17 protein-coding genes and 1 pseudogene are annotated in these 25,405 nt (G+C 71.8%); 5 read left to right on the top strand and 13 right to left on the bottom strand.

Going from position 1 to position 25,405, the window contains the following annotated elements; genetic code table 11:
* Positions 1 to 2: 2 nt before the first annotated feature.
* The gene (locus ACFUPX_RS28865; protein ID WP_383328865.1) at positions 3 to 1,688 is read right to left on the bottom strand and encodes a TerD family protein; all 1,686 of its coding nucleotides are present in this window, start codon (positions 1,686 to 1,688) and stop codon (positions 3 to 5) included.
* A 117-nt stretch (positions 1,689 to 1,805) separates the two neighbouring features.
* Entirely contained in the window at positions 1,806 to 2,402 is a 597-nt protein-coding gene (locus tag ACFUPX_RS28860; protein WP_383328862.1) for a M48 family metallopeptidase, read from the bottom strand.
* Between the two features lie 206 nt (positions 2,403 to 2,608).
* Here ACFUPX_RS28860 and ACFUPX_RS28855 point away from each other — a divergent pair, with 206 nt between their 5' ends.
* Together ACFUPX_RS28855 and ACFUPX_RS28850 are read left to right on the top strand one after the other, a co-directional pair.
* The gene (locus ACFUPX_RS28855) at positions 2,609 to 3,757 is read left to right on the top strand and encodes a ThiF family adenylyltransferase (protein ID WP_383328859.1); all 1,149 of its coding nucleotides are present in this window, start codon (positions 2,609 to 2,611) and stop codon (positions 3,755 to 3,757) included.
* Positions 3,758 to 3,798: 41 nt separating this feature from the next.
* Positions 3,799 to 5,166, top strand: coding sequence for an ABC1 kinase family protein (locus tag ACFUPX_RS28850; RefSeq protein ID WP_383328856.1), 1,368 nt, complete (start codon positions 3,799 to 3,801; stop codon positions 5,164 to 5,166).
* Positions 5,167 to 5,181: 15 nt separating this feature from the next.
* Here ACFUPX_RS28850 and ACFUPX_RS28845 read toward each other — a convergent pair whose 3' ends face one another.
* The 5 genes and pseudogenes from ACFUPX_RS28845 to ACFUPX_RS28825 all read right to left on the bottom strand — a co-directional run bounded on the left by ACFUPX_RS28845 (position 5,182) and on the right by ACFUPX_RS28825 (position 9,221).
* Positions 5,182 to 5,373: a hypothetical protein gene (locus ACFUPX_RS28845; protein ID WP_383328853.1), complete on the bottom strand. Its 192-nt coding sequence runs from the start codon at positions 5,371 to 5,373 to the stop codon at positions 5,182 to 5,184.
* A 122-nt stretch (positions 5,374 to 5,495) separates the two neighbouring features.
* On the bottom strand, positions 5,496 to 5,819 hold the full coding sequence (locus ACFUPX_RS28840; RefSeq protein WP_383328850.1) for a hypothetical protein: 324 nt from the start codon (positions 5,817 to 5,819) through the stop codon (positions 5,496 to 5,498).
* The gene (locus ACFUPX_RS28835; protein WP_383328847.1) at positions 5,816 to 6,187 is read right to left on the bottom strand and encodes a WhiB family transcriptional regulator; all 372 of its coding nucleotides are present in this window, start codon (positions 6,185 to 6,187) and stop codon (positions 5,816 to 5,818) included. The genes ACFUPX_RS28840 and ACFUPX_RS28835 overlap by 4 nt, the downstream gene beginning before the upstream one ends.
* Positions 6,188 to 6,354: 167 nt before the next feature.
* Positions 6,355 to 6,744 (bottom strand): hypothetical protein, encoded by a 390-nt coding sequence (locus ACFUPX_RS28830; protein ID WP_383328844.1) that lies wholly within the window; start codon positions 6,742 to 6,744, stop codon positions 6,355 to 6,357.
* A gap of 163 nt (positions 6,745 to 6,907) precedes the next feature.
* Positions 6,908 to 9,221: pseudogene (locus ACFUPX_RS28825) on the bottom strand (ATP-dependent DNA helicase UvrD2).
* A gap of 45 nt (positions 9,222 to 9,266) precedes the next feature.
* Here ACFUPX_RS28825 and ACFUPX_RS28820 point away from each other — a divergent pair.
* Positions 9,267 to 9,509 (top strand): mycoredoxin, encoded by a 243-nt coding sequence (locus tag ACFUPX_RS28820; RefSeq protein WP_249587883.1) that lies wholly within the window; start codon positions 9,267 to 9,269, stop codon positions 9,507 to 9,509.
* Positions 9,510 to 9,513: 4 nt separating this feature from the next.
* On the opposite strand, the gene nudC is transcribed toward ACFUPX_RS28820, so the two are convergent.
* The 6 genes from nudC to ACFUPX_RS28790 all read right to left on the bottom strand — a co-directional run bounded on the left by nudC (position 9,514) and on the right by ACFUPX_RS28790 (position 20,660).
* Complete coding sequence (gene nudC, locus ACFUPX_RS28815; protein ID WP_383328841.1) at positions 9,514 to 10,461, bottom strand: NAD(+) diphosphatase; 948 nt, start codon at positions 10,459 to 10,461, stop codon at positions 9,514 to 9,516.
* A 58-nt stretch (positions 10,462 to 10,519) separates the two neighbouring features.
* Positions 10,520 to 11,941, bottom strand: a complete 1,422-nt coding sequence (locus ACFUPX_RS28810) for a dipeptidase (RefSeq protein WP_383328838.1) — start codon at positions 11,939 to 11,941, stop codon at positions 10,520 to 10,522.
* Between the two features lie 10 nt (positions 11,942 to 11,951).
* On the bottom strand, positions 11,952 to 15,530 hold the full coding sequence (locus tag ACFUPX_RS28805) for a UvrD-helicase domain-containing protein (RefSeq protein WP_383328835.1): 3,579 nt from the start codon (positions 15,528 to 15,530) through the stop codon (positions 11,952 to 11,954).
* A gap of 122 nt (positions 15,531 to 15,652) precedes the next feature.
* Positions 15,653 to 16,348 carry a hypothetical protein gene (locus ACFUPX_RS28800; protein WP_383328832.1) on the bottom strand — a complete coding sequence of 232 codons (696 nt, stop codon included), beginning with the start codon at positions 16,346 to 16,348 and terminating at the stop codon, positions 15,653 to 15,655.
* Between the two features lie 119 nt (positions 16,349 to 16,467).
* The gene (locus tag ACFUPX_RS28795) at positions 16,468 to 19,980 is read right to left on the bottom strand and encodes an ATP-dependent helicase (protein ID WP_383328830.1); all 3,513 of its coding nucleotides are present in this window, start codon (positions 19,978 to 19,980) and stop codon (positions 16,468 to 16,470) included.
* Between the two features lie 182 nt (positions 19,981 to 20,162).
* A complete protein-coding gene (locus ACFUPX_RS28790) occupies positions 20,163 to 20,660 on the bottom strand; it encodes an MGMT family protein (RefSeq protein ID WP_383328827.1) in 498 nt (165 codons plus the stop codon).
* Between the two features lie 200 nt (positions 20,661 to 20,860).
* Here ACFUPX_RS28790 and ACFUPX_RS28785 point away from each other — a divergent pair, with 200 nt between their 5' ends.
* A complete protein-coding gene (locus tag ACFUPX_RS28785; protein ID WP_383328824.1) occupies positions 20,861 to 23,725 on the top strand; it encodes a flippase-like domain-containing protein in 2,865 nt (954 codons plus the stop codon).
* A gap of 94 nt (positions 23,726 to 23,819) precedes the next feature.
* Positions 23,820 to 25,373 carry an alpha/beta hydrolase gene (locus ACFUPX_RS28780; protein WP_383328821.1) on the top strand — a complete coding sequence of 518 codons (1,554 nt, stop codon included), beginning with the start codon at positions 23,820 to 23,822 and terminating at the stop codon, positions 25,371 to 25,373.
* The last annotated feature ends 32 nt before the right edge of the window (positions 25,374 to 25,405 follow it).

Here is a 25,405-nt window from a genome sequence, read left to right as displayed (position 1 = left end):
CCTCAGACCTCGAACGGCTGGACGATGATGAAGTTGCCGGGCGCGCCCCGGAACTGGAGGTTCACGCTCTCCCCCGTGGAGCCCGCATACGCGTTGCTGCGCAGCCGCACCTGGCTGGAGACGATCGCCTGGGCCGCCGCCGACCAGGCGACCACGGCGTGGCAGTCGGCGAACGTCGTCGGCGTGACGGGCAGGACGACGGGCAATCCGTGCGTCTTGACGACGACCGTGCCGGTGCCCTGGAACTGCATCACGAACAGCGCGCCACCGGGGATGCCGTGGCCCTCGATCCTGCGCACCTCGTGCTGGAGCGACTCGTCGAACGCGAGGACGTTCTCCGCGGAGACGCAGATCGCGTCCCCCTGGAGCTCGATGGGGTGCAGATGCGTGGCTTCCTCGGCGAGGAAGACCTGGCCGCGGCCGGAGCAGCGCATCAGCTGCATCTCCTGGCCGGTCGAGTTGCCCACGACGCGGCCCGCGAAGCCCGCGCCCTTGTAGCTGAATTCGACCTTGCCCTGGTAGAGCACCATGCTGCCCTGCCGGGCGAGCACGGCCTGCTCGCTGACGCCGAGGTCGACGCGGACCAGCTTCTCGTTCTGCTGCGTCCAGCGCTGCCCGGTGGGCGCCTCGCGGTACGCCGCGAGGGCCGCGGACACGCCGCCGCCCTGGGCGGAGCCCTGGGGGACGCCTGCTCCGTACGGGGACGGGGCCGCGGGCTGACCGGGGAACTGGCCGGGGGGCTGCTGGCCGTAGCCGGGAGGCAGCGGAGCGCTGGGCTGCTGGCCGTAACCGGGCGGCGGGGGCGCCGACTGGCCGGGGACCTGGCCGAACTGCGGCTGCTGGCCGGGCTGGCCGTACGGCGCGGGGGCCGGCGGGGGCGGAACCGTGCCGCCCTGCGGCTGGCTGTGCGGCTGGTTCAGCGGCGCCACGATGGTCTGCGCCGCGTGCACCGACGGGTCCGCGGGGGCCGGGGCCGGCGGCGGAACGGCACCCTGCGGGGGCGCGAAGTTCTGGGCCGGGGCGGGAGCGGGAGCGGGCGCCGGTGCAGAGGTCTGCGCGGGTGCCGCGGGGGCGCCGAACGCGGGCGGGGCCGCGGCCTGGGCGGGCGGCGCGAAGGACGGGGCGCCGGTGGCCTGCGGTGCCTGCGGCGCGGGCTCCTCCTCGGCGACCTCGCCGCCGAAGTTCTTCAGGAGCGCGTCGAGACCGCCGTCGAAGCCCTGCCCGATCGCGGCGAAACGCCAGACGTCCTTCAGGTAGAAGTCGCCCAGCATCACGGCACGTTCCGTGGAGAACTCCGCGCCGTTGAAGGAGTAGCGGGCCACTTCCTCGCCACCGGCCACGATCCGGATGTAGCCGGGTGCGACCTGCGACATCTGCCCGGCGCCGTCGATCGTCGCGGTGAACGACAGCTTCTTGATCTGGGGCGGTATCCGGTCGAGCGTGACCCGGAAGGACTCCGTGTCGCCGGCCTGCTCGCCGAGGAGCTGGATGGACTCCTCGGGCGACTTCGGCTGGTTGAAGAAGATGAAGTAACTGTCGTCCGAGAGGCGCTCGTCCGCGTCCAGGCCGAAGCAACTGATGTCGAAGCTCAGTCCGGGGGCGGAGATCTGCACGCCTACGTACAGATCGGTGCCCGCGGTGAGGTCACTGATCTTGGCCTTGTGGCCGCGTTGGAATTCCCTGGCCATACGTAACGACCGTCCCCCATCCCGAATGTAAATGCGTCGCGTCAGGCTAACCGCAAAGTCCGACAACGAACCAAGCCGGTACAGACCCGGTACACAACCGCGCGGTGCGGCGGAAGTTCACTCGTCGCGGGCGGCGGGCAGGTGGGGAAGCCGGTCGGCGGCGACCACACCTTCGAGGTACCCGCGCGCCCGCTCCGTCCGGGGATACGCCTCGAGGAGCTGCCAGAAGTTGGGCCCGTGGCCGGGGACCAGGAGATGCGCGAGCTCGTGGACGAGGACGTAGTCGACGACGTACTCGGGCATGCCCTGCAGCCGGTGCGAAAGGCGGATGCTGCCTTCGGACGGGGTGCACGAGCCCCACCGGGTGTTCTGGTTCGTGACCCAGCGAACGGACGTGGGCCTGGCCCGGCCGTCGAAGTACTGCTCGGAGAGGCGCTCGGCACGCTCGGACAGCTCCGCGTCGCCCAGGACCCGCTTGCTCTCCTGGGCCGCGAGCTTGTCGAGCATGACGTTGACCCAGCGCTGTTCCTCGGCCTCGGACATGCGGGCGGGGATGAGCACGACGGTGCGATCGCCCTCTCGGTACGCGGAGACCGTTCTGCGGCGGCGGGCGCTCCGTCTGACCTCGACCGCGCTCGCCCCCGAGCCGGGTGACGGCGGGCTGGTCATGCTGCGCTGCGGGTTTCCGGCGCGGTGCAGTGGGTCGGCGGGCACGCCCCGACGTTACCCGCTGGGCATGGGGGAAGTCCCGCCCCCGGGACGGTTCGGCGGGGTATCGATCCCCGTCCGATCGATTAGTACGACGAATACCCCCTGCCTGTGGACAACGCTCGGCGGCTGTCGGCCGGGCCGGGCATTCTGGCTGTCAAGCGGCGATGTGGGCGGGGACCGACAGCGCCGGACGACCACGGGGGACGGCCATGCATCCGATCTTGAAACCCGCGTTGCGGCGCGGTTGGCGCGATCTGAACACGATCCAGTTCGGCGTGGCGCCCGCGCACGCCTTGGTGCTCGGTCCTGTGGACACGGCGACGGGCAGCTTCCTCCAGCTCCTCGACGGGACACGCGGGCTTCCGCTCCTGTGCGACGAGGGAAAGCGGATGGGCCTGCCGGACGGCCATGTGGAGCGGCTCGTGCGGCGGCTGTCCAGGGCGGGGCTCCTGGACGACGCGACGGGAGGCGGCGCTGCGGCCGACGCCCTGCGCAAGCGGGGCCAGGCCATGGACCGGCTGCGCCCGGATCTGGCCTCCCTCTCGGTCGTGACTCCGGACCCTGGCGACGGGATGCGGAAGCTGGCGGCGCGCCGTGCGATGCGGGTGCAGGTGCGGGGAGCGGGACGGGTGGGGGCGGTGGTGGCTTCGGTGCTGTCCGGGGCGGGCGTGGGGCAGGTCGACGTGGTGGAGGGCGGGGTGGTCGAGCCCTGGGACGTGGCGCCGGGCGGTCTGCCCGCCGACGCGGTCGGCCAGCGCAGGGACGCGGCGGCGCGGCGGGTCGTGCGGGAATCGGCTCCGGACCGGCCGCCTCACCGGGGCCGGAGGGAAGCGGGAGTACAGGGAGAAGCGGAGGCGGGTCTCTCCCTTGTGATCATCGCCCCGCGGGACGGTCTGGACGCCCATGCCCCCGACCCGCTGACCGCCGAGCCGCTCGTCTCCTCGGGGACACCTCATCTCTATGCGGGTGTGATCGAGGGAACCGCAGTGGTGGGGCCGCTCGTCCTGCCGGGTGCGACAGCCTGCGCCGGCTGCCTGGCGCTGGACCGCGCGGAGCGGGATCCGACCTGGCCGCGGATGCTCGCGCAGTGGCGTTCGGGACGCGCCCGCCACGTCACCGCGTGCGATCTGGCACTGTCGACCACGGTCGCCGGTCTTGCCGCGGCGCATGCCCTGGCCTTTCTGGACGGGGCGGCGCCGGCGAGCGCGGGGGTCCGCTGGGAGGCGTCCGTGCCGGGATTCGACTGGCACGCACGGCCGGTTCCACCGCATCTCACGTGCCCATGCGGGGCGGGTGTGGTGGATAAGGGGGAACACCCCGCCGGGGACGAGAGGCCGCACGACACAATGGCCGGGTAACCGCCTGACAAGGCGTGGCTGTCTGGGAAATGGAGGGGCGCATGTCTGATCTTCCCCGGAAGGCGGTAACTCGTACCGCCAAACTGGCCGCGCTGCCACTCGGCTTCGCCGGGCGGGCGACCTGGGGGCTCGGCAAGCGGATCGGGGGCAAGTCGGCGGAGATCGTCGGCCGTGAGCTGCAGCAGCGCACGGCGGAGCAGCTGTTCAAGGTGCTCGGCGAGCTCAAGGGCGGGGCCATGAAGTTCGGCCAGGCGCTGTCGGTCTTCGAGTCGGCGCTGCCCGAGGAGGTCGCGGGGCCGTATCGCGCCGCGCTGACGAAGCTGCAGGAAGCGGCGCCGCCGATGCCGACGCGCACCGTGCACGCCGTCCTCACGGAGCGGCTCGGCGAGGACTGGCGCGAGCTGTTCCTGGAGTTCGAGGACAAACCGGCCGCCGCCGCGTCGATCGGACAGGTCCACCGGGCGGTGTGGAAGGACGGGCGCGAGGTCGCCGTCAAGGTGCAGTATCCGGGGGCGGGCGAGGCGCTGCTCTCCGACCTGAACCAACTCAGCCGGTTCGCCCGGCTCCTGGGGCCGCTGATTCCGGGGATGGACATCAAGCCGCTCATCGCGGAGCTGCGCGACCGGGTCTCCGAGGAGCTCGACTACAGCCTGGAGGCCCAGGCCCAGCACGCGCACGCCGAGGAGTTCGCCGACGACCCGGATGTCGTGGTGCCCGATGTGGTGCACCAGCGCGATCAGGTCCTGGTGACCGAGTGGGTCGACGGGGTGCCGCTATCGGACGTGATCGCGGACGGCACCCAGGAGCAGCGGGACCGGGCGGGACAGCTCCTGGCCCGTTTCCTCTTCTCGGGTCCGGCGCGCACCGGCCTGCTGCACGCCGATCCGCATCCGGGCAACTTCCGCCTGCTGCCCGACGAGAAGGACGGCTGGCGGCTCGGGGTCCTCGACTTCGGCACGGTGGACCGGTTGCCCGGCGGGCTGCCCCCGACCATCGGCCGCTCCCTGCGCATGACGCTCGACGGCGAGGCCGACGCGGTCTACGAGATGTTGCGCGAGGAGGACTTCGTCCAGGAGTCCGTCGAGCTCGAACCGGACGCGGTCCTGGACTATCTGCTGCCGATCATCGAACCGATGCTGGTGGAGGAGTTCACCTTCACCCGCGGCTGGATGCGCGGCCAGGCGGCGCGGGTGGCCGATCCCCGCTCCCCCGCCTATCAGTTGGGCAAGCGGCTGAACCTCCCGCCGTCGTATCTGCTGATCCACCGTGTGACGTTGAGCACGATCGGGGTGCTCTGCCAGCTCGGGGCGACGGTGCGGATGCGGGACGAGCTCGAGGAGTGGCTGCCGGGCTTCCTGGAGGAGGAGCCGGAGGAGTTCGAGGCGGACGATCCCGCGGCCGGGGCCTGACGCCGCGGCTCGGCCTCACCACCAGGCGGAGTCGAGCCGACTCTCGATGGCTCTGAGGTTCTCGCGGGCGCAGGAGTCACAGAAGTAGCGGCGGGCGCCGTTCTCCACGGAGCAGATCCAGGTGGGCGGCGCGCCTTCGGCGACCGCGCCGCAGCCGGAACACACTCGATTCTCGACGCCGTCGGGCTGAGGAGTCTGCTGGTCCACCCGGCGACCCTATCGCCGCTCCCGGAGGTTCGCCCGGTACAACGCACCGCGGGGGCCGGTCCGTTCGGACCGGCCCCCGCGGGCTTGGTGGTGTGACTTCAGTCAGTCGGCGTGTCGGCTCGTCACTGCATGACGGCGATGGCGAGCGCGCGCCTGGCGCGCAGCGACGCGCGCTCGGCGCGGCGCTGCATCCGGCGAGCCGCCATCAGACGGGCGGCCGGGCGCCCGGCCTCGGCCTCACGCATGCGTTCGTGCATATGCGCACGAGCCATGGCTTCTGGGATGAGTTGCATCTCGCGGGTCCTGTTCTGGCGCGAGTCGTTCGCACCTGTGGTGGTGAAGTCCGGGGTGGCGGAGCCTGCGGGCTCGGCGGTGGCTGCCTTCATCGGGGCCTGCTTCTTGGGGTCGTGCGTCAGGGGGCGATCGATCGTTCCGGTGGCGTTCATGCGGCGACAACCGGGTTCTTGCGCGGACGGCCACGGGGCCGCTTGCGGGCAACGACCACACCCTGGACGAAGAGCTCGCCGCCCCAGACGCCCCACGGCTCGCGCCGCTCCTTGGCGCCGGCCAGGCAGGCCTCCATCAGCGGGCAGGTACGGCAGAGGGACTTGGCGTACTCGACGTCCGCCGGCGACTCGGCGAAGAAGACCTCCGGGTCGTAGGCACGGCAGGGGACGGGTACGCCGAGGTTCTCGATGGCGTCGTCGAGCGCGGTGAGCGCGGTCAGGGGAGTCAAGGTCGGGTCCTCCGTGGGAGCGGGCGGGGGGAGAGTCGCTGAAGGCGGTACGGACGGGGCGTGCGCTTCGAGTTGCACGGTGGTGTTTTCCTCGTCTGGTCGTGCCGGCCTGGGTCGGCCGGTTGGCGGCTGGTACCGGGTCTTGCTCGGCCCCTTCGCTCCGTCATCCCGTTTTGGGGAAAACAGAAGGGCCGCGGATCCCGGGTGGGGTTCCGCGGCCCTGAAGGCGCCGGTCTGATCGAGGATCAGACTGGATCACTCCAGGGTTCGAGCCCACGGAAGGCCCACATCATGTGGTGGTGCTGCGTCTGCTGCTGCGTCGTCTGCTTCTTGGATCCGGCACCGGCTGCGGCAGAGGCATAGGCCTGCGCCTGTGCCGTCATTACTGCTTCCGGTGCCTTGGTCGCTCGCTTGCTGCCTTCATTGACCTCGCGCACCGGAAGCACGTTGAGAGCGATGCCGGCAGTACGCGGGACGGACAGAGGCAGGACGGAGGACTCCGGTCGGACGGCGGCGGCAGCGATGCCACCGGACAGACCGGTGCCCAGGTTCGAGAAGCCGAGCAGGCAGGAAGCGACGACCGGGCGATCGGTCATTTTCACGGTGCTGATGAAGCTCTCGTTGATGCTGATCACTGGAATCGCCTCCTCTCGGCGTCTATGGGATCGGCCGGAACCGATCCTGCGGGCTATTAAGTACAGCACGGGGCGAGGGCTTCGGAGAAGCCGCCGTTCCCGTGCTTAAGAACCTATGGGTCTTCCTTGCGCCTGCGCAAACTATTTTTTCGACGAGTTTGAATCAGTTGCCATCGGCGCCCCTTACACGCTCTTCACCTGCACAGATGGCGAGGACATCAGATCCAAATCGGTTGAGCTTGCGCACGCCGACGCCGGGGATGCGGGCCAGTTCGCCCTCCTCGTCGGGTGCGGCCTCCGCGATGGCGATCAAGGTCTTGTCCGTGAACACGCAGTAGGCGGGCTGGCCGAGGAGCTCCGCCTGGCCCGATCGCCACTCCCTCAGGCGTTCGTAGAGGCCCTCGTCCATGTCGGACGGGCAGTCCTCGCACCGCATCAGTTTCATCTCGCCCGCGTCGGTCAGGGTCCGCCCGCAGACCCGGCACCTGGCCGGTGACCTGGTCGTCCGCCGGCGGCTCCTGGCGCCGCCGCCCTCCTCGCCGCCGCTGCCGCGCTCGACCCCACCGGGTCCGCCGCCCGCGGCGCGCGCTCCGGCGCCCGCCCCCGAGCCCGGCCGCAGCCCGTCGAGGAACCGGCTGGGGCGGCGCCCCGCGCGACCGCCCGGCGAGCGGGACAGCGCCCAGGAGAGGGAGAGGTGGAGGCGGGCCCGGGTCACGCCCACGTACAGGAGGCGGCGCTCCTCCTCGACCTGCTCGTCCGTCTTGGCGTACGTGATCGGCATCATGCCCTCGGCCAGGCCGACCAGGAAGACGGCGTCCCACTCCAGGCCCTTGGCGGCGTGCAGCGAGGCGAGGGTGACGCCCTGGACGGTCGGCGCGTGCTGGGCGCTCGCGCGCTCGTCGAGCTCCCCCACGAGGTCGGAGAGCGACGCGTCGGACTTGACCCGCACGAAGTCCTCGGCGAGGCGCACCAGGGCCGCCAGGGACTCCCAGCGGTCGCGGGCGGCGCCGGATCCCGCCGGGGGCTGTGTGGTCCAGCCCTTCGTGGACAGGACGGCCCGCACCTGCGAGGGCAGGTCGATGACGTCGTCGAGCAGGGAGTCGTTGCCCCCGAAGCGGGCCGCTCCGCGCAGGGCCGCGCCCGCTTCCCTGACCTCGGTGCGCTCGAAGAACCGCTCGGCGCCGCGCAGCTGATAGGGCACGTTGGCGTCGGCGAGCGCCTGTTCGTAGATCTCCGACTGGGAGTTCGTGCGGAAGAGGACCGCGATCTCGCTCGCCGGGACGCCGTCGGCGATGAGGGCCCGGATGCGGCGGGCGGCGCCTTCGGCCTCGGCGGGCTCGTCCGCGTACTCCGTGTAGACCGGTTCGGCTCCGGCGTCGCGCTGGGAGATCAGTTCGAGGCGGTGGTCGGCGGCGCGGCCCCGGGCCTGGGAGAGCAGGCCGTTGGCGAGGTGGACGACCTGGGGGGTGGAGCGGTAGTCCCTGACGAGCTTGACGACCGTCGCCCCGGGGTGGCGGGTGCGGAAGTTCAGCAGGTGGTCGGGGGTGGCGCCGGTGAAGGAGTAGATCGTCTGGCTGGCGTCGCCGACGACGCAGAGGCTGTCGCGGTCGCCGAGCCACAGCTCCAGGAGGCGCTGCTGGAGCGGGCTGACGTCCTGGTATTCGTCGACCACGAAGTGTTGGTACTGGGCGCGGACCTGGTCGGCGATGTCGTGACGGTCCTGGAGGATGCCGACGGCCAGGAGCAGGACGTCCTCGAAGTCGATCACCGAGCGGTCACGCTTCAGGTCCTCGTACGCGCCGTAGATCTGGGCGATCTCCGCCGCGTCCCGGGGGATGAGGCGGCCCGACTTCGCGGCGGCGGCAGCGTAGTCCGAGGGGACGGTCTGGGTGACCTTGGCCCACTCGATCTCGCTCGTCACGTCGCGCAGTTCGTTGCGGTCAAGGCGGATGCGGGAGGCGGCCGCCGCGTCCGCGACGATCTTGATCTTGCGGTCGACGATCCGGGGCAGCGAGCCACCGACCGCTTTGGGCCAGAAGAACTGGAGCTGGCGCAGGGCGGCGGAGTGGAACGTGCGCGCCTGGACGCCGGAGGCGCCGAGCTGGCGCAGGCGGCCGCGCATCTCGCCCGCCGCGCGGTTGGTGAACGTGACGGCGAGCACGCTGGCGGGCTGGAGGATCCCGGCACGCACGCCGTAGGCGATCCGGTGGGTGATCGCCCGTGTCTTGCCCGTCCCGGCGCCCGCCAGGACGCACACCGGCCCGTGCAGGGCGGTCGCCACCTCGCGCTGCTCGGGGTCGAGCCCGGCGAGCACCGCGTCGGCAGAGTCCGGGACCTGCGGGAAGAGGGTGGAGTGCGTTGCTGCTGTCACCCCGCCATGCTGCCAGGTCGCCGGAGGCCCGTGAGCCCGGTTGTCCACAGGGGGACCTGTGCGGTCGTACTAATGCGGGAATGGTGGCCGGGTCACGTACGTTCAGGTCATTGCGATGACGCACCCCGAGCAACAAAGGAGCGCGAGACACATGCCGGGCACTGTGACGATGTACAGCACCACGTGGTGCGGCTACTGCCGCCGGCTCAAGGGCCAGATGGACCGCGAGGGCATCACGTACAACGAGATCAACATTGAGCACGACCCGGATTCCGCGACCTTCGTCGAGAAGGCGAACGGCGGAAACCAGACGGTTCCCACCGTTCTCTTCCCGGACGGCTCGACGCTGACGAACCCCTCGCTCGCCCAGGTCAAGCAGAAGCTGGCCGCCTGAGCGACTAGCCGACGGTGCCCGGCTTCGGCAGGGGCTTTCCGTACCAGAGCTCGATCAGTCGGGCCGCAATCGAGATCCCGTAGGGAGGCAGGACCTCCCCGGACTCGAATGCGGCCCGCAGGTCTTCCCGGGAGAACCAGCGGGCCTCGGAGATCTCCTCGCCGTCCACGTTGATCTCCGACGACGTGGCGTCGGCCATGAAGCCCAGCATCAGGCTGGAGGGGAACGGCCAGGGCTGGCTGGCGACGTACTCGACGTCGCCGACCACGACACCGGCCTCCTCCCAGACCTCGCGCCGCACCGACGTCTCGATGGACTCGCCGGGCTCCACGAAGCCCGCGAGCGTCGAGAAGCGGCCCTCGGGCCAGTGCACCTGGCGGCCCAGGAGCGCGCGGTCCTGGTCGTCCGTCACGAGCATGATCACGGCCGGGTCCGTGCGCGGGTAGTGCTCGGCGCCGCACGCCTGGCAGCGGCGGATGTGCCCTGCCGCAGCGATGACGGTGCGCTCGCCGCAGCGCGAGCAGAAGCGGTGCAGCCGCTGCCAGTTCTCCAGGGCGACCGCGTGCACCATCAGGCCCGCGTCACGGGGCGACAGGAGGAGCCCGGCCTCGCGCAGGCCCGCGGGGCGCGCCTGCTGGTCCATGCGGCCCGGCAGGGAGTCCTTCTGGAGCGCGAAGTAGCTGACGCCGTCGTCGTCCGTGCCCAGGAAGTAGCGGTGGGCCTCGGTGAGGGGCGCCTCGAAGGACGGCGTCATCACCAGTTCGGTGCTGCCGTCCGGTGTCTCGTCGATGAGTACCTGGCCGCCGGAGACCACGAAGACCCGTGTCGTGGGGTGGCTCCAGGCAGCGGCGAGCCAGGCCTCGTCGAGGCGGTGGTGGGCCGCGCGATCGATGCCGCTCGGTGCGGTGAGCGAGACGGGACGGTCAGCGGCGCGTTCGGTCCAGGTGGTCACAGGTGCTTCCAACTCCCCCGATGGAATGGGTGGTGCGGCAAGGTCAACAAGGTGGGGCTCAGTGTGCGTCTCGCCAGTTCTCGGCGAGATCGCCCCACAGGTAGGCCGTCGTCTCGACTCCCTTGAGGAGCAGATCGAGTTCGACCTTCTCGTTCGGCGCGTGCCAGCCGTCGGACGGCACGGAGATGCCCAGGAAGAGCACGGGGGCGGCGAGTACGTCCTGGAGATCGGCCGCCGGTCCCGAACCGCCCTCTCGGGTGAAGCGGATCGGCTGCTCGAAGGCCCGGCCCATCGCCCGTACGACGGACTGCAGGGCGGGGTGGTCGAGCGGCGTCAGGCACGGGCGCGTGGCGGAGCCGAAGGTGATCGTGTGGCTGATGCCGTCCGGCAGCTGGTCGGCGACCCAGGTGCGCACGGCCTCTTCGACGCGGTCCGGGTCCTGGCCCGCGACGAGCCGGAAGGAGAGCTTCAGGAAGGCGGACGACGGGACGATCGTCTTGCCGCCCGGTCCCTGATAGCCGCCGCCGATGCCGTTGACCTCGGCGGTGGGGCGGGCCCAGATGCGCTCCAGGGTCGTGTGGCCCGCCTCTCCGTGGGTCGCGTGCGACTTGGCCGTACGCAGCCAGGTCTCCTCGTCGAAGGGCAGCTCGGCGAAGAGTTCGCGCTCGCGGTCGGTGAGTTCGGTGATGCCTTCGTAGAAGCCGGGGACGGCCACGCGCGCGTGCTCGTCGTGCAGCGCCGCGACCAGGCGGGCTGCCGCGGTCGCCGGGTTCGGGACGGCGCCGCCGAAGGATCCCGAGTGGATGTCCTGGTCGGGGCCGCGCAGCTCGATCTCGCAGTCGGCGAGGCCGCGCATGCCGGTGCAGACCGTGGGGGTGTCCTCCGCCCACATGCCGGTGTCCGAGACGATCACCGCGTCGGCCGCGATGCGCTCCTTGTGCTCCTCGATCAGCGCGCGGAAGTGCGGGGACCCCGACTCCTCCTCGCCCTCGATCAGGAGCTTCAGGTTCACGGCGGGGGCGGTGCGGCCGGTGGCGGCGAGGTGGGCGCGGACGCCGAGTGTGTGGAAGAACACCTGGCCCTTGTCGTCGGCGGCCCCGCGCGCGTAGAGGCGGTTTCCCCGCACGACGGGCTCGAAGGGGTCCGTGTGCCAGCCGTCCTCGCGGGCCGCGGGCTGCACGTCGTGGTGGCCGTAGACGAGGACCGTGGGTGCCTCGGAGTCCCCGGAAGGCCACTCGGCGAAGACGGCGGGAGCGCCCGGCGTCGGCCAGACCTCGACGGTCGGGAAGCCGGTCTCCTTCAGCTGGGCCGCGAGCCAGTCCGCGCTGCGCCGTACGTCGTCCGCGTGGTCGGGCTGCGCCGACACGGACGGGATGCGCAGCCACTCGGCGAGGTCGTCGAGGAAGGCGGCACGGTGGGTCTGGATGAACGTACGGACGGCGCTACCGCCACTGACGTCGCTGTCAACGGGCTGGCTCATGGTCACGAGCCTAGCCGCCCCCGGAGGCCGTTTCGTCCGGTGGTTCGTCACCCGGCTGCCCGCCCGGTTCCTCCAGCAGGATCCTCTCCAGTTCGGCCCGGCCCGGCAGGTGCGCGGGGCGTGAGGTCTCGCCGCTTCGTACGTAGAGGAACGCCGCCTTCACGGACTCCGGGGGCACGTCGTGCAGTTCGGCCCAGGCCAGGCGGTAGACGGCGAGCTGGAGGGGGTCGGCGGTGCGGCCCCGGCTGGTCTTCCAGTCGAGGATCTCGTACGTCACGTCGTCGCCGTCGCCGTCCTTGTAGACCGCGTCGATCCGGCCGCGGACGACGCGGCCGGCGAGCGTCAGTTGGAAGGGCACCTCGACGCGGTGGGGGGTGCGGTGGGCGTACTCGGTGCGCTCGAAGGCTTCCTTGAGGGCGTCCAGGTCGCGCTCGTCGGCGATCTCGGCCTCTCCGGGGGCGCCGCCCGGCAGGTCGTCGGGGGCGAGCAGCGGCAGGCGCAGCTCTTCGAAGCGGGTCTCCACCCAGGCGTGGAAGCGGGTGCCGCGCCGGGCCGCGGGCTGCGGCGGGCGGGGCATGGGGCGGGCGAGCTCCTGTGCGAAGCCCTCGGGGTCGGCGGCCAGGCGCAGCACTTCGGACGCCGTCAGCGATGCCGGTACGGGAATGTCCCTGATCGCTTCCCGGGCGCGCAGGAGTTCGCCGGTGAGGGCGTCCAGGTCGCGGTCCCAGGAGGCGAGGGTGCGGGACTCCTCCGGAGTGAGGCGGGGCTGCCGCGGGGCGGGGTCGGCAGGGGCGTCGGCGGGGTGGGGGCGGGCGGTCGCGGAGGGCGGGGCGGCGACCTGGTGCGGGATCGCCGGGCGGGCGGGTGTCCAGGAGTCCCACTCCCCGGGGTCGGTGTCGGGCGGCTCGGCTTCTCCGTAGGACGGCTCTTCGAAGGGCGGCTCTTCGAAGGGCGGCTCTCCGTAGGGCGGCTCTTCGTCCTCCGGAGGGGGCGGCCAGTCCGGGTCCTCGGACGGGGGCACGTCGTCGTACGCCGAGGGGTGGGGCTCCTCGTGCGAGCGGGCGTCGGCGCCCGGAGCCCCCTGCCCCGTCAGGCCGTCCAGATGCGTGAGGACCGTCTGCGCGGCGGCCCGGCGCCTGGCCAGGGACGTGTCGTCCAGCGGGAGCGGCCACGCGTGCTCGGCGGCGCCCGCCGCCAGGGCGGGGTTCTCCTCGTCCTCCTCCGGTGCGTCCGCCCAGGCCTCGATCTCGCCGTGACCCACCGCGCAGTGGTCGTACAGCGCCTGGAGGAAGTCCGAGGGGCCGCGCGGCTTCTTCTGCGAAGGGCCCCACCAGTGTCCTGAGCCCAGGAGAAGCGAGCGGGGGCGGGTGAACGTCACGTAGCCGAGGCGGAGCTCCTCGGTGCGCTGGTGGTCCTTCATGTCCTCGTGGAACGCCTTCATGGACCGGGAGTCCCACGCCTCGATGTCGGGCAGGGTCGCCGCGTCTCCGCGCAGCGCGTGCGGGACGACCTTGCCCTGGGCCGTCCACTTCTCGCGGCCCTGGGTGCTCGGGAAGGTCCCGGTGACCAGGCCGGGGACGGCCACGACGTCCCACTCCAGGCCCTTGGACTTGTGGGCGGTGAGCACCTTGACCGTGTTCTCGCCGCCGGGCAGGGCGTTGTCCAGGCCCTTCTCGTACTGCGCGGCCGTCCGCAGGAACGCGAGGAAGGCCAGCAGGCTCGCCCCGCTGTCGTTCGCGGCGAAGGACGCGGCGACATCCAGGAAGTTCGAGAGCGTCTCGCGGCGGCGGGCCGCGAGGGCGTGCGGTGACGCGGAGAGCTCGACCTCCAGGCCCGTGACGGCGAGCACCCGGTGCAGCACGTCCATCAGCGGGTCGGCCAGCGAGCGGCGCAGATCGCGCAGTTCGGCGGCGAGCCGGGCGAACCGCACCCGCGCCTCCGGCGAGAAGGGAAGGCCGTCGTCCTCCCTGTCGTCGTCGAGCGGCGTCTCCAGGAACGAGTCGAGCGCGTCCGCGAGCGATATCACCTCGGAGGGATCGACCCCCTCGACCGCTTCGGCGAGCCGCCGGTCCGGGTCGTCGGGGGCCGCGTGCCCGTGGCGTACGAGAAGGCGTGCGCGGCGGCCCAGGAGGGCGAGGTCGCGTGGGCCGACGCGCCAGCGCGGGCCGGTCAGCAGGCGCACCAGGGAGGCGTTCGCACCCGGGTCCTGGAGCACCTCGCAGACGGCGACGAGGTCGGCGACCTCCGGGAGGTGCAGAAGCCCGGAGAGGCCGACGACCTCCACGGGGACGTCACGGGCGACCAGGGCTCCCTGGATCTGCGCGAAGTCCGTCGCCGTGCGGCACAGGACCGCGATCTCGCCGGGAGCCTTGCCGGTGCGCACGAGGTGCGCGATGGAGTCGGCGAGCCAGTCCATCTCCTCGGTGTGCGTCCGCAGGAGGGCGCAGCGCACCATGCCGTCGCGCTCGGCGCCGGGCGCGGGCCGCAGGGCCTCCACGCCCGCGTGCATCGCGCGCAGCGGCTCCGCGAGGCCGTTCGCGAGGTCCAGGAGACGGCCGCCCGAGCGGCGGTTCTCGCTGAGCGAGTGGCGTGCCGCGGGGCGTCCGTCGGCGTGCGCGAAGTGCTCGGGGAAGTCGTCCAGGTTCGCCACGGAGGCACCGCGCCAGCCGTAGATCGCCTGGCAGGGGTCGCCGACCGCCGTCACGGGGTGGCCCGTACCGCCTCCGAAGAGGCCTGCCAGGAGGATGCGCTGGGCCACGGAGGTGTCCTGGTACTCGTCGAGCAGGACGACCCGGAACTCCTCGCGCAGGATCTCGCCGACCTCCGCGCGGGTGCGGGCAAGGGTCGCGGAGAGAGCGATCTGGTCGCCGAAGTCGAGGAGGTCGCGGGAGCGCTTGGCGTCCCTGTAGCGGCCGACGAGCTCGGTCAGCTCCAGCCGGGCCGCGGCGGTCTCCGGCACCTTGCGCAGGTCGGCGTTGGAGAGCTTGGCGCCCTCCAGGGCGTGCAGGAGCCCGGTGTCGTACGCGCGGAGCTTCTCGGGGCGCACGAGGTGCTCCGCGAGCTCGCTGTCGAGTGCGAGGAGGTCGCTGACGAGGTCGGGGAAGGAACGGGTCAGCGCGGGATACGGGCCCGGTGCCTCGCGCAGCACGCGCGCGGCGAGCTGGAAGCGGGTCGCGTCGGCGAGCAGCCGGGCGGTGGGTTCGAGCCCTATGCGCAGCCCGTGGTCGGTCAGGAGGCGGCCCGCGAAGGCGTGGTACGTGGAGATGACCGGCTCGCCCGGAGGGTTGTCCGGGTCCAGCGCCTCGGGGTCGGTGACCCCGGCCCTGACGAGCGCCTGGCGCACCCGCTCGGCGAGCTCACCCGCCGCCTTGTTCGTGAACGTCAGGCCCAGGACCTGCTCGGGGGCGACCTGGCCGGTGCCGACCAGCCAGACCACGCGGGCCGCCATCACCGTCGTCTTGCCCGACCCGGCTCCGGCCACGATCACCTGCGGGGCGGGCGGCGCGGTGATGCAGGCCGTCTGCTCCGGGGTGAACGGGATGCCGAGGAGCTCTTTGAGCTGCTCGGGGTCGGTGATACGAGGTGGCACGTCAGAGAGGCTAGCGGCGGCCACTGACAATCGGGGCATGCCCGGTCGTCAGTGGCCGCTGTCGCTCATGGAGCCATGGCTCCGTGAGCGCTTCGAGCGCTTCGAGCGTCAGGCTTCGAGCGTCAGGGCTTCATGAGTTCTTTCATGTCCATGACGTCACCCGGCGCCGGCGCCTTCACGGCGACGGGCTTGCCGTAGTCGCTGAAGTACATCGTGCCCGGGTCCTCCTTGGTGTCGGTGACGACCTTCAGGAAGTACGGCTTGCCCTCGGCGGCGACGTAGAAGGTGGTCTTCTTGCCCGACTCGTCCTTCGTGAGGACGGCCGCCTTCTTGCCGTCGACCTCGGAGTCCTTCTCACGCTCGAGCTTCTTGAGCTCCTTGGACTGGAACATGGCGTCCCGGTCGCAGACACCGCCGTTCCCGGTGTTCGGCGTCTTGACCCACTTGCCCTTGAGGGTCGACGCCTTGTCGCTGCCGCCCATGGCCTTCTTCCAGTACGCCTCGTCGCCCTTCATGTACTGCGCATCGCCGGACACGAGCAGTTCGGCGGTGCCGCCGGCGCCGCCGCCCACCTTGCCCTTGCAGTCACCGGACTTGGCGACCGAGAAGTCGACCTTGACCGTCTCGGCGTCCTGCTTGCCCTCACCGGACACGCGGAAGGAGCCCGCGCCCTTGGACGCGTCGGACGCCTTGTCGGCGATCTTGTCGGCACTCATGCCGTCGAACGGGTCCTTCTCCTCGCTGGAGCAGCCCGTGACACCGACGAACACGGCGGCGCAGGCGACTGCCGCGGTCAGGAGCTTCCGGTTGGCTGCCATGTGTGTTTCTCCTCGAGAGACGTTGAGCTTTGCCGCGACTGTAGATGGCCTGTGAGGCTGCTATGAACGCGAGCGCCCTGACGTGAGCTTGGCCACCAACCGCACTGGTGACGCACAGGTCAGTCGACGACCTGCCGGCCCTCCGGCCGCGCGCTGCACGAGGCGCGGAAGGCGCAGTGCGTGCAGTGCTGGCCCGTGGTGGGCGAGAAGCGTTCGTCGAGGACCTTGCCGGCCGCGGTGGCCAGCAGGTCACCCACCCACTCCCCCGAAAGGGGCTCCTGGGCCTGCACCTTGGGGAGGGTCTCGCCGCCGTCCTTCTTGGCGGCACCCTGGCGCAGCTGCACCAGTTCCGCGCCGCCCGCCTCCGGACGCACGCCTTCGAAGGCGTCGTCGACCGCTCCCTCGCGCAGGGCGAGTTGATAGACGGCGAGCTGAGGATGGCGGGCGACCTCGGCGGCGGTGGGGGTCTGTTTGCCGGTCTTGAAGTCGACTACGTAGGCACGGCCCTGCGCGTCCTGCTCGACGCGGTCCATGGAGCCGCGTACGCGTACTTCGTAGGGCCCCGCTTCGAGGGTGACGTCGAAGTCGTGCTCGCTGCTGACGGGGGTGCGGGTCGCGCGGTCCGTGACGTGCCACTGGAGGAAGCGTTCGAGCGCCACGCGCGCGTGCTCCTTCTCCTGCGTCGACTTCCAGGGGGCGTCGAAGGCCAGCGCGTCCCAGACCGAGTCGAGGCGCTCCATGAGGACGGCGAGGTCGGCGGGCGTCCTGCCGGAGGCGACCTCGTCGGCCAGGACGTGCACCACGTTGCCGAAGCCCTGGGCGGCGGTCGCGGGGGCGTCCGCCTTCACCTCGCGGCCCAGGAACCACTGCAGGGAGCAGGTGTTGGCGAGCTGGTCCAGGGCGCTTCCGGAGAGGACGACGGGCTTGTCGCGGTCCCGCAGGGGGACTTCGCTCGCCGTCGGCTCGTACATGCCCCACCAGCGGTACGGGTGCGCGGACGGCACGAGGGGTCGCCCGTCGGCGTCGCTCAGCGCGGCGAGCTTGGCCAGGCGATGGGCGGCGGCCTCGCGCAGGGGCTCCGAGACGCGGGGGTCGACGGTGGTGGAGCGCAGCTCGGCGACGAGCGCGGAGACGGACAGGGGGCGGCGCGGGCGGCCCGTTATGTCCTTGGGCTCGACGCCGAGTTCGGTGAGGAAGCGGGAGGGCTGGTCGCCGTCGTCCGCGGGCGCCTTGACGGCGGTGACGACGAGGCGTTCACGCGCGCGCGTGGCGGCCACGTAGAACAACCGGCGCTCTTCGGAGAGGAGCGCTCCGGGGGTGAGGGGCTCGGCGAGGCCGTCGCTTCCGATGCGGTCGGCCTCCAGGAGGGAGCCCCGGCGGCGCAGGTCGGGCCAGAGGCCTTCCTGGACGCCCGCGACCACCACGAGCCGCCATTCGAGCCCCTTGGAACGGTGCGCGGTCATCAGGCGTACGGCTTCGGGGCGTACCGCCCTGCGCGTGAGGGTGTCCGCGGCGATGTCCTGCGCCTCGGTCTCCTCCAGGAAGTTGAGGGCGCCACGCCCTCCGGTGCGTTCCTCGGCGCGGGACGCGTACGCGAACAGGGCGCAGACGGCGTCGAGATCCCGGTCCGCGTTGCGCCCGGCGGCGCCACCGCGGCGCGCGGTCCGCTCCAGGCGGCGGGGCCACGGTGTGCCGTCCCACAGCTCCCAGAGCGCCTCCTCCGCGGTGCCGCCGCCCGCGAGCCGCTCACGCGCCTTGCGGAGCAGCGCGCCGAGCCGCTGGGCACCACGCGCGTACGCGGGATCGTGCGCGACGAGCCGCTCCGGCTCGGCAAGCGCGCGGGCAAGCAGCTCGTCGGAGGGCGCCGGAAGATGGTTCCCCGCGGCCCGCTCCTCGGCACGCAGGGCCCGCCCGAGACGACGGAGATCGGCGGCGTCCATGCCGGCGAGGGGAGACGTGAGAAGCGCGAGAGCCGTCTCGGTGTCGAGCCAGACGGGGGTCGGGGAAGGGGGCTCGGGGTCGGCGGCGGCATCCGGATCGGCTGCGGGGTCGGGGCCGGGCTCGGCACCGGGCTCAGCACCGGGCTCAGCACCGGCGGCAGCATCCCCACCGAGCTCAGCTTCGCCCGCCGCACCCAGTTCAGCAGCCTCACGCCGCTCAGCCTCACGCCGCTCAGCCTCACGCCGCTGCGGCCCACCCCGCTCCGGCCCACCACCCCCCGCCTGGTCCACCACAGCCCCCGCCACCGCTCGCAGCGCCGTCAGCAGTGGTGTGACCGCGGGCTCGTGGCGTAGGGCGATGTCGTCGCCGTCGATGTCCAGGGGGACGCCGGCCGCGGTGAGGCTGCGGCGGACGGCGGGGATCGTGTGGGCGCCCGCGCGGACCAGGACCGCCATCTCGCTCCAGGGGACGCCGTCCTCCAGGTGCGCGCGGCGCAGGATGTCCGCGATGTTGTCGAGCTCCGTACCCGACGTCGGGTACGTGTACGCCTCGACGTGGCCGCCGTCCCGGACCGCGGCCAGCTCCCGGTGGGCCCGTACCTTCTGCGCGGGCAGCCGGGTCAGCGGCATGCGCCGGGTCAGCAGGCGGGTGGCCGCGAGGAGGCCCGCGCCCGACCTGCGGGACGTCGTCAGGACCTCGACCGGCGCCGCCGTGCCGTCCGCGCGCGGGAAGTCGTCCGGGAACTCCAGGATGCCGTTCACGTCGGCGCCCCGGAAGGTGTAGATCGACTGGTCCGGGTCACCGAACGCGACGAGGGAGCGCCCGCCCCCGGCCAGCGCGTGCAGCAGTCGTACCTGCGCGGGATCCGTGTCCTGGTACTCGTCCACGAACACCGCGTCGTACTGCGCGCCGAGCGCACGGGCGACCTCGGGGCGCCGCGCCAGCAGCACCGCGCGGTGCACCAGTTCCGCGTAGTCGAGCACTCCTTGCATGTCGAGAACGTCCAGGTACTCCGCGAGGAACGCCGCCGCCGCACCCCAGTCGGGGCGCCCCGCGCGGCGGGCGAAGGCGTCCAGGGCGTCGGGGCCCAGACCCAGTTCACGGCTCCTGGCGAGCACCGCGCGGACCTCGTCGGCGAAGCCCCGCGTCGTCAGGCAGGCCCGCAGCTCGTCCGGCCAGCGGACGTGGGAGCGGCCCTCGCCCGCCAGGTCGATCTGGCCCGCGAGCAGCTCCCGTACGGCCACGTCCTGCTCGGGACCCGAGAGGAGCCTCAGCGGCTCGACGAACAGATCCGCGTCCTGGTGGGCGCGGATGAGGGCGTAACAGAAGGAGTGGAAGGTCGTCGCCTGCGGAGCGTTGGCCGCTCCTATGCGCAGCGCCATGCGGTCGCGCAGCTCCACCGCGGCCTTGCGGCTGAAGGTGAGGACCAGGACCCGCTCCGGCTCCGTACCCTTCGCGATCCGCGCGGCGACGGACTCCACGAGGGTCGTCGTCTTGCCCGTGCCGGGCCCCGCAAGGACGAGCAGCGGCCCTCCGGGGTGGTCAACCACCGCACGCTGCGGTGCGTCAAGACGAGGGGGGTCCACGTGGACCGGCGCGGTACGCACCAGTCGATAGGCGCCCTGGGCCCCCTGTCGCACCTGGCGGTGCGACGGGTGCCGGGTGTGCCGGGCGGAAGAAGTGGAGCTCACGTGGGTCGCCGGTCCTGGTGGGTGTACGTGGTGAAATACGGCTGCGCGATGGCTACGGGGTGAGAGAAATGCGTGCTGTCGACGCTACGCCAGCGGGCGCGGGGAACGTGTGTCTTCCCCCGTACGGTCTTCCCCCGTACGGGCCACTGGTCCCCCACGAGGCCGCGCGATGGCCGAAGCTGTCAGGTGTGAGCCCCCGGAGCCTGCGGACGAGCGGCACCGCCCCCGCGCGGCGCGGCCCCCTCATGCCCACCCGAACCAGCACCACCCGAACCAGCACCACCCGAACCAGCACCGCGCGGACCCGCACCGTCCCAGCGCGCCTGCCGCATGTCCAGGCGCGGCACATGCCCCTCGGAAGCGCGGCCCGCCTCGCGCAGCGGTGTGCCCTCCGCGCGGTAGTGGCCAAGCGCCCGCAGTTCGTGGCCCGGCAGCAGTCGGCCGTCCGCGCGGACCACACGCCACCACGGAACCGCGTCCCCGTAGAGGGCCATCACCCGGCCGACCTGCCGCGGGCCGCCCTCCTCCAGCCACTCCGCGACATCCCCGTACGTCATCACGCGCCCCGGAGGGATCAGCTCCGCGACCTCGAAGACCCGCTCGGCGTACTCCGGGTAGGCCGAGAGGCCGTCCTCCGGTGTCCGCTCCGCCGGGCCGTCAGCTCCGCTCTCCTCGCTCATCCGGTCCATCCTGCCGTACCCCACCGACACAGTGACCGGGCCGCGACAGAGTGTGCGGTACGAGACAAACTGGAGCCCGGTGAACACTTTGCGCCCCCGCATTGCACCCTGATGCCCCCCTCTGTCGGTGGGGCATGCCACCATCGTGCGGGCGGTGACTGGTGATACGAGATCAAGAAGAGGCGACGGAGCAGCAGGATGTGCACCCCGATGAGTCGGCGGGCACCCCTGCGGCCGAGGCGCACCCGGACACCGGTGGGCACTCCCTGAAGAAGCACGAGAAGTTCGAGAAGTCCGGCAGGGACGAGGAAGACACGAAGCCCGAAGCCGGGCAGGAGGCCGGGGCCGAACCCGGACCCGAAGCCGGGCAGGAAGCCGGGCAGGAAGCCGGGCGCGAGGCCCACACCGCCTTCGTCCCCGACGGCTGCGCAGACGACGAGGAAGCGCACACCGACCGCGTCGCCGGCGACGAACCGCTGCTCGCCGCGCGCGTGCACCGTCCGTCCGACCTGATGCGGCTGCTCGTCGGGGTCCTCGGGATCGCCATCGTCCTCGCCATCGCCGCGTTCGCGCACGGCACGACCTCGGGTCTCGCCCAGGACATCGACAAGGGCACGGACCAGGCGCCGGACCTCCTGATCAAGTTCGCGGGCCTCACCGCGAGCATCGGCGTCCTGCTCGTCCCCGTCGCCTTCGCCATCGAGCGCCTGGTCAAGCGGGACGGCCTGCGCATCGCCGACGGCGTACTCGCCGCCGTCCTCGCGCACGGCGTCACGCTCGCCACCGACCTCTGGGTCGCCAAGGCCGCCCCGGGCTCCATCCAGGAGGCGCTGACCCGTCCCTCGCCCGGCGATCTGCACGCGCTGACCGATCCCGTGCACGGCTATCTGGCCCCCGTCATCGCGTACATGACCGCCGTCGGGATGTCCCGAAGACCACGCTGGCGCGTCGTGCTGTGGGTGGTGCTGCTGCTCGACGCCTTCACCATGCTGGTCACGGGCTACACGACGCCGTTCTCGATCATCCTCACGGTCCTGCTCGGCTGGAGCGTGGCCTACGGAACGCTCTACGCGGTCGGCTCGCCGAACGTGCGGCCCACCGGCCAGACGCTGCTCGCCGGTCTGCGGCACGTCGGCTTCCACCCGGTGAGCGCGGCCCGCGAGGAGTCCCCGGACAGCGAGCACGGCGACCGCGGCCGCCGCTACTTCGTCACTCTGGAGGACGGCCCACCCCTCGACGTCACGGTCATCGACCGCGAGCAGCAGGCGCAGGGCTTCTTCTACCGCGTATGGCGCAGGCTGACGCTGCGCGGCATCACCCAGCGCCGCAGCCTGCAGTCGCTGCGCCAGGCCCTGGAGCAGGAGGCCCTCCTCGCATACGCGGCGATCGCGGCCGGGGCCAACGCGCCCAAGCTGATCGCCACCTCCGAGCTCGGTCCCGACGCGGTGATACTCGTCTACGAGCACACGGGTGGCCGCACCCTGGACTCCCTGCCGGACGACGTCATCACCGATGAACTGCTGTGCGACACCTGGCGGCAGGTGCAGGCGCTCCAGTCGCGGCGGATCGCGCACCGCAGGCTCGCGGGTGACGCGATCTTGGTGGATCGTTCCGGCACGGTGATCCTGACCGATCTGCGCGGCGGCGAGATCGCCGCGGGCGATCTGGTCCTGCGGATGGACATCGCCCAGCTCCTGACCGCCTTCGGGCTGCGCGTGGGCGCCGAGCGCGCGGTCGCGACCGCGCTCGACGTGCTCGGCCCGGACACGGTCGCCGACTGTCTGCCGCTGCTCCAGCCCATCGCCCTGACCCGCTCCACCCGCTCCACCCTGCGCAAGCTGGCCAGGGAGCGGTCGCAGCGCGAGCGCGAGGCGGTCCTCGAGGCGTCCCGCAAGGACAAGCTGGCCCGCGCCGCCGAGGCGGACGTGGACGCGGCGGCGGAAGCCGTGGAGGTCGCCGAGGGCGGCGCCAAGGGGCCCGACCGCAAGACGGTGCGCGCGGAGAAGCAGGCCGAGAAGCAGGCGATAGACGTCGCGCTCGACCAGGCCCGCGAGGAGGATCTGCTCACCCAGATCCGCCACCAGGTGCTGCTCATCCGGCCGCAGGCCCCCGTGGAGCCCGCCCAGCTGGAGCGGATCAGGCCGCGCACGCTGATCAGCTTCATCGCCGGTGCCATCGGCGCGTACTTCCTGCTCTCGCAGCTCACCCACGTCGACTTCAACACGATCGTCGGCGAGGCCGAGTGGGGCTGGGTCCTGGTGGCCGTGGCGTGCTCGGCGCTGAGCTACTTCGCGGCGGCGATGAGCCTGCTCGGCTTCGTGCCGGAGCGAGTGCCGTTCCTGCGGGCGGTGCAGGCGCAGGTCGCGGGGTCGTTCGTGAAGATCGTGGCGCCGGCCGCGGTGGGCGGCGTCGCGCTCAACACGCGCTTCCTGCAGCGCTCCGGGGTCCGCTCCGGCCTCGCGGTGGCGAGCGTCGGCGCCTCGCAGCTCTTCGGGCTCGGCTCGCACATCATGCTGCTGATGATCTTCGGCTATCTGACCGGCACGGAGAAGACGCCGTCCCTGACGCCGTCCCGCACCGTCATCGCCGGTCTCCTCTCGGTCGCGGTGCTCGTGCTCGTGGTGACCGCGATCCCCTTCCTGCGGAAGTTCGTCGTCACGCGCGTGCGCTCGCTGTTCGCGGGCGTCGTGCCGCGCATGCTCGACGTACTGCAGCGCCCGCAGAAGCTGCTCACCGGCATCGGCGGCATGCTCCTCCTGACGCTCCTGTTCGTCCTCTGTCTGGACGCCTCCGTACGGGCCTTCAGCAGTACGGAGATGACGACGCTGAGCCTGGCCAGCGTCGCCGTGGTCTTCCTCGCCGGCAACGCGCTGGGCTCCGCGGCGCCCACCCCCGGCGGTGTCGGGGCGGTCGAGGCGACGCTCACCTTCGGTCTGATCGCGGTGGGCGTGCCCAAGGACGTGGCGGCGCCCGCGGTGCTTCTCTACCGGCTCCTCACGCTGTGGCTGCCGGTGCTCCCGGGGTGGCTGTTCTTCAACCACCTGACGAGGAAGGGCCTTCTCTAGGAGGAGGAAGGGGCTTCTTCAGGAGAAGGACGCCGGTCCACGGAAGGCCGAAGCAGCCGTGCGCCCCGTCTGCGCCCCCCGCAGGATGGGGAGCATGCCCAACCTCAAGGCGCGTGCCGCCGCCACCGTCGTCCTGCTGTCTGCGACCCTCGCGGCCTGCGGCGGTGACGACTCCCATGCCTCCAAGGCCTCCAAGGACGCCGATCTGACGGGCCAGGAGCTCAGCTGGAAGGACTGCCCGGCGCCCGCGTCCTCCGAAGGCGGCGGTGAGGCCCCGTCCCCGCTGCCCGGCGGCGCCGAGTGGCAGTGCGCCACCATGAAGGCCCCCCTCGACTGGGACAAGCCCAAGGGGGACACCCTCGACATCGCCCTGATCCGCGCCGCGGCGAGCGGCGGCAAGGACCGGCGGATCGGCTCGCTCGTCTTCAACTTCGGCGGCCCCGGCGGCTCGGGCGTCACCACGCTGCCCGCCTTCGGAGAGGACTACGCCAAGCTGCGCACCCGCTACGACCTGGTGAGCTTCGACCCCCGGGGCGTCGGCCGCAGCGCGGGCGTGAAGTGCGAGGACGACGAACAGCTGGACGCGTACTTCCAGGAGGACTCCACACCGGACGACGAAGCCGAGCGCAAGAAGCTCGTCGACAACGTGAAGAGCTTCAACGGAGGATGCGAGAAGAACTCCGGCGAGGTGCTCCCCCACGTACGCACAACGGACGCGGCCCGCGACATGGACCTGATGCGCGAGGTGCTCGGCGACGACAAGCTGCACTACTTCGGCATCTCGTACGGCACCGAACTCGGCGGCGTCTACGCGCACTTGTTCCCCAAGAAGGTGGGCCGTGCCGTCTTCGACGCGGTCGTGGACCCCACCGAGACGGCGGAGCAGGGTTCGCTCGGCCAGGCCGAGGGCTTCCAGCTCGCCCTCGACAACTACGCCAAGGACTGCACGTCGAAGGTCGAGGACTGCCCGGTCGGCGACACCGAGAAGGACGTCAAGGACAAGATCGCGAAGCTTCTCAAGGACCTGGACGCCAAGCCGCTGCCCGGCCTCCCGCCGCGCCGACTGACGCAGACCGCCGCCACGAACGGCATCGCGCAGTCGCTGTACTCCAAGGACTTCTGGCCGTACCTCACCGAGGGTCTGGACCAGGCGTACGACGGTGACGGCAGGATCCTGATGACGCTCTCGGACTCCATGAACGGCCGCAACGAAGACGGCACGTACAGCAACATCCAGGCCGCCAACATCTCCATCAACTGCGCGGACGACAAGGCGCGCTACACACCGGAGTACGTCGAGAAGAAGCTCCCCGGGTTCCGTGAGGCGTCGCCGCTGTTCGGCGACTATCTGGCGTGGGGCATGGTCGGCTGCACCGACTGGGCGGTGGACGGAGCCACCGACCACCCGGACGTCGGCGCGGCGGACGCGGCGCCCATCGTCGTCATCGGCAACACGGGTGACCCGGCCACGCCGTACGAGGGCGCGAAGAAGATGGCGGACGTGCTGGGCAAGGGCGTCGGCGTCGAGCTGACGTACAAGGGCCAGGGGCACGGGGCGTACGACAGCAAGAACAAGTGCGTGCGGGACGCGGTGAACGGCTATCTGCTCGACGGCACGGTGCCGAAGGAGGGCACGGTCTGCTCGTGACGGGCGTGACGGGCGTGGCGGGTGTGACGCGC

This window comes from Streptomyces sp. NPDC057302 (assembly GCF_042667685.1).
Classification (GTDB): Bacteria; Actinomycetota; Actinomycetes; order Streptomycetales; family Streptomycetaceae; genus Streptomyces.
Note: the sequence above shows the minus strand (reverse complement) of the source record. Positions and strands in the feature narration are given on the sequence as shown.

Bases quoted from the DNA above. Each gene is read 5' to 3' on its own strand.
- ACFUPX_RS28865 (WP_383328865.1), bottom strand. From the start codon at position 1,688: ATGGCCAGGGAATTCCAACGCGGCCACAAGGCCAAGATCAGTGACCTC.
- ACFUPX_RS28855 (WP_383328859.1), top strand. From the start codon at position 2,609: ATGCATCCGATCTTGAAACCCGCGTTGCGGCGCGGTTGGCGCGATCTG.
- ACFUPX_RS28850 (WP_383328856.1), top strand. From the start codon at position 3,799: ATGTCTGATCTTCCCCGGAAGGCGGTAACTCGTACCGCCAAACTGGCC.
- ACFUPX_RS28840 (WP_383328850.1), bottom strand. From the start codon at position 5,819: ATGAACGCCACCGGAACGATCGATCGCCCCCTGACGCACGACCCCAAG.
- ACFUPX_RS28820 (WP_249587883.1), top strand. From the start codon at position 9,267: ATGCCGGGCACTGTGACGATGTACAGCACCACGTGGTGCGGCTACTGC.
- ACFUPX_RS28810 (WP_383328838.1), bottom strand. From the start codon at position 11,941: ATGAGCCAGCCCGTTGACAGCGACGTCAGTGGCGGTAGCGCCGTCCGT.
- ACFUPX_RS28800 (WP_383328832.1), bottom strand. From the start codon at position 16,348: ATGGCAGCCAACCGGAAGCTCCTGACCGCGGCAGTCGCCTGCGCCGCC.
- ACFUPX_RS28790 (WP_383328827.1), bottom strand. From the start codon at position 20,660: ATGAGCGAGGAGAGCGGAGCTGACGGCCCGGCGGAGCGGACACCGGAG.
- ACFUPX_RS28780 (WP_383328821.1), top strand. From the start codon at position 23,820: ATGCCCAACCTCAAGGCGCGTGCCGCCGCCACCGTCGTCCTGCTGTCT.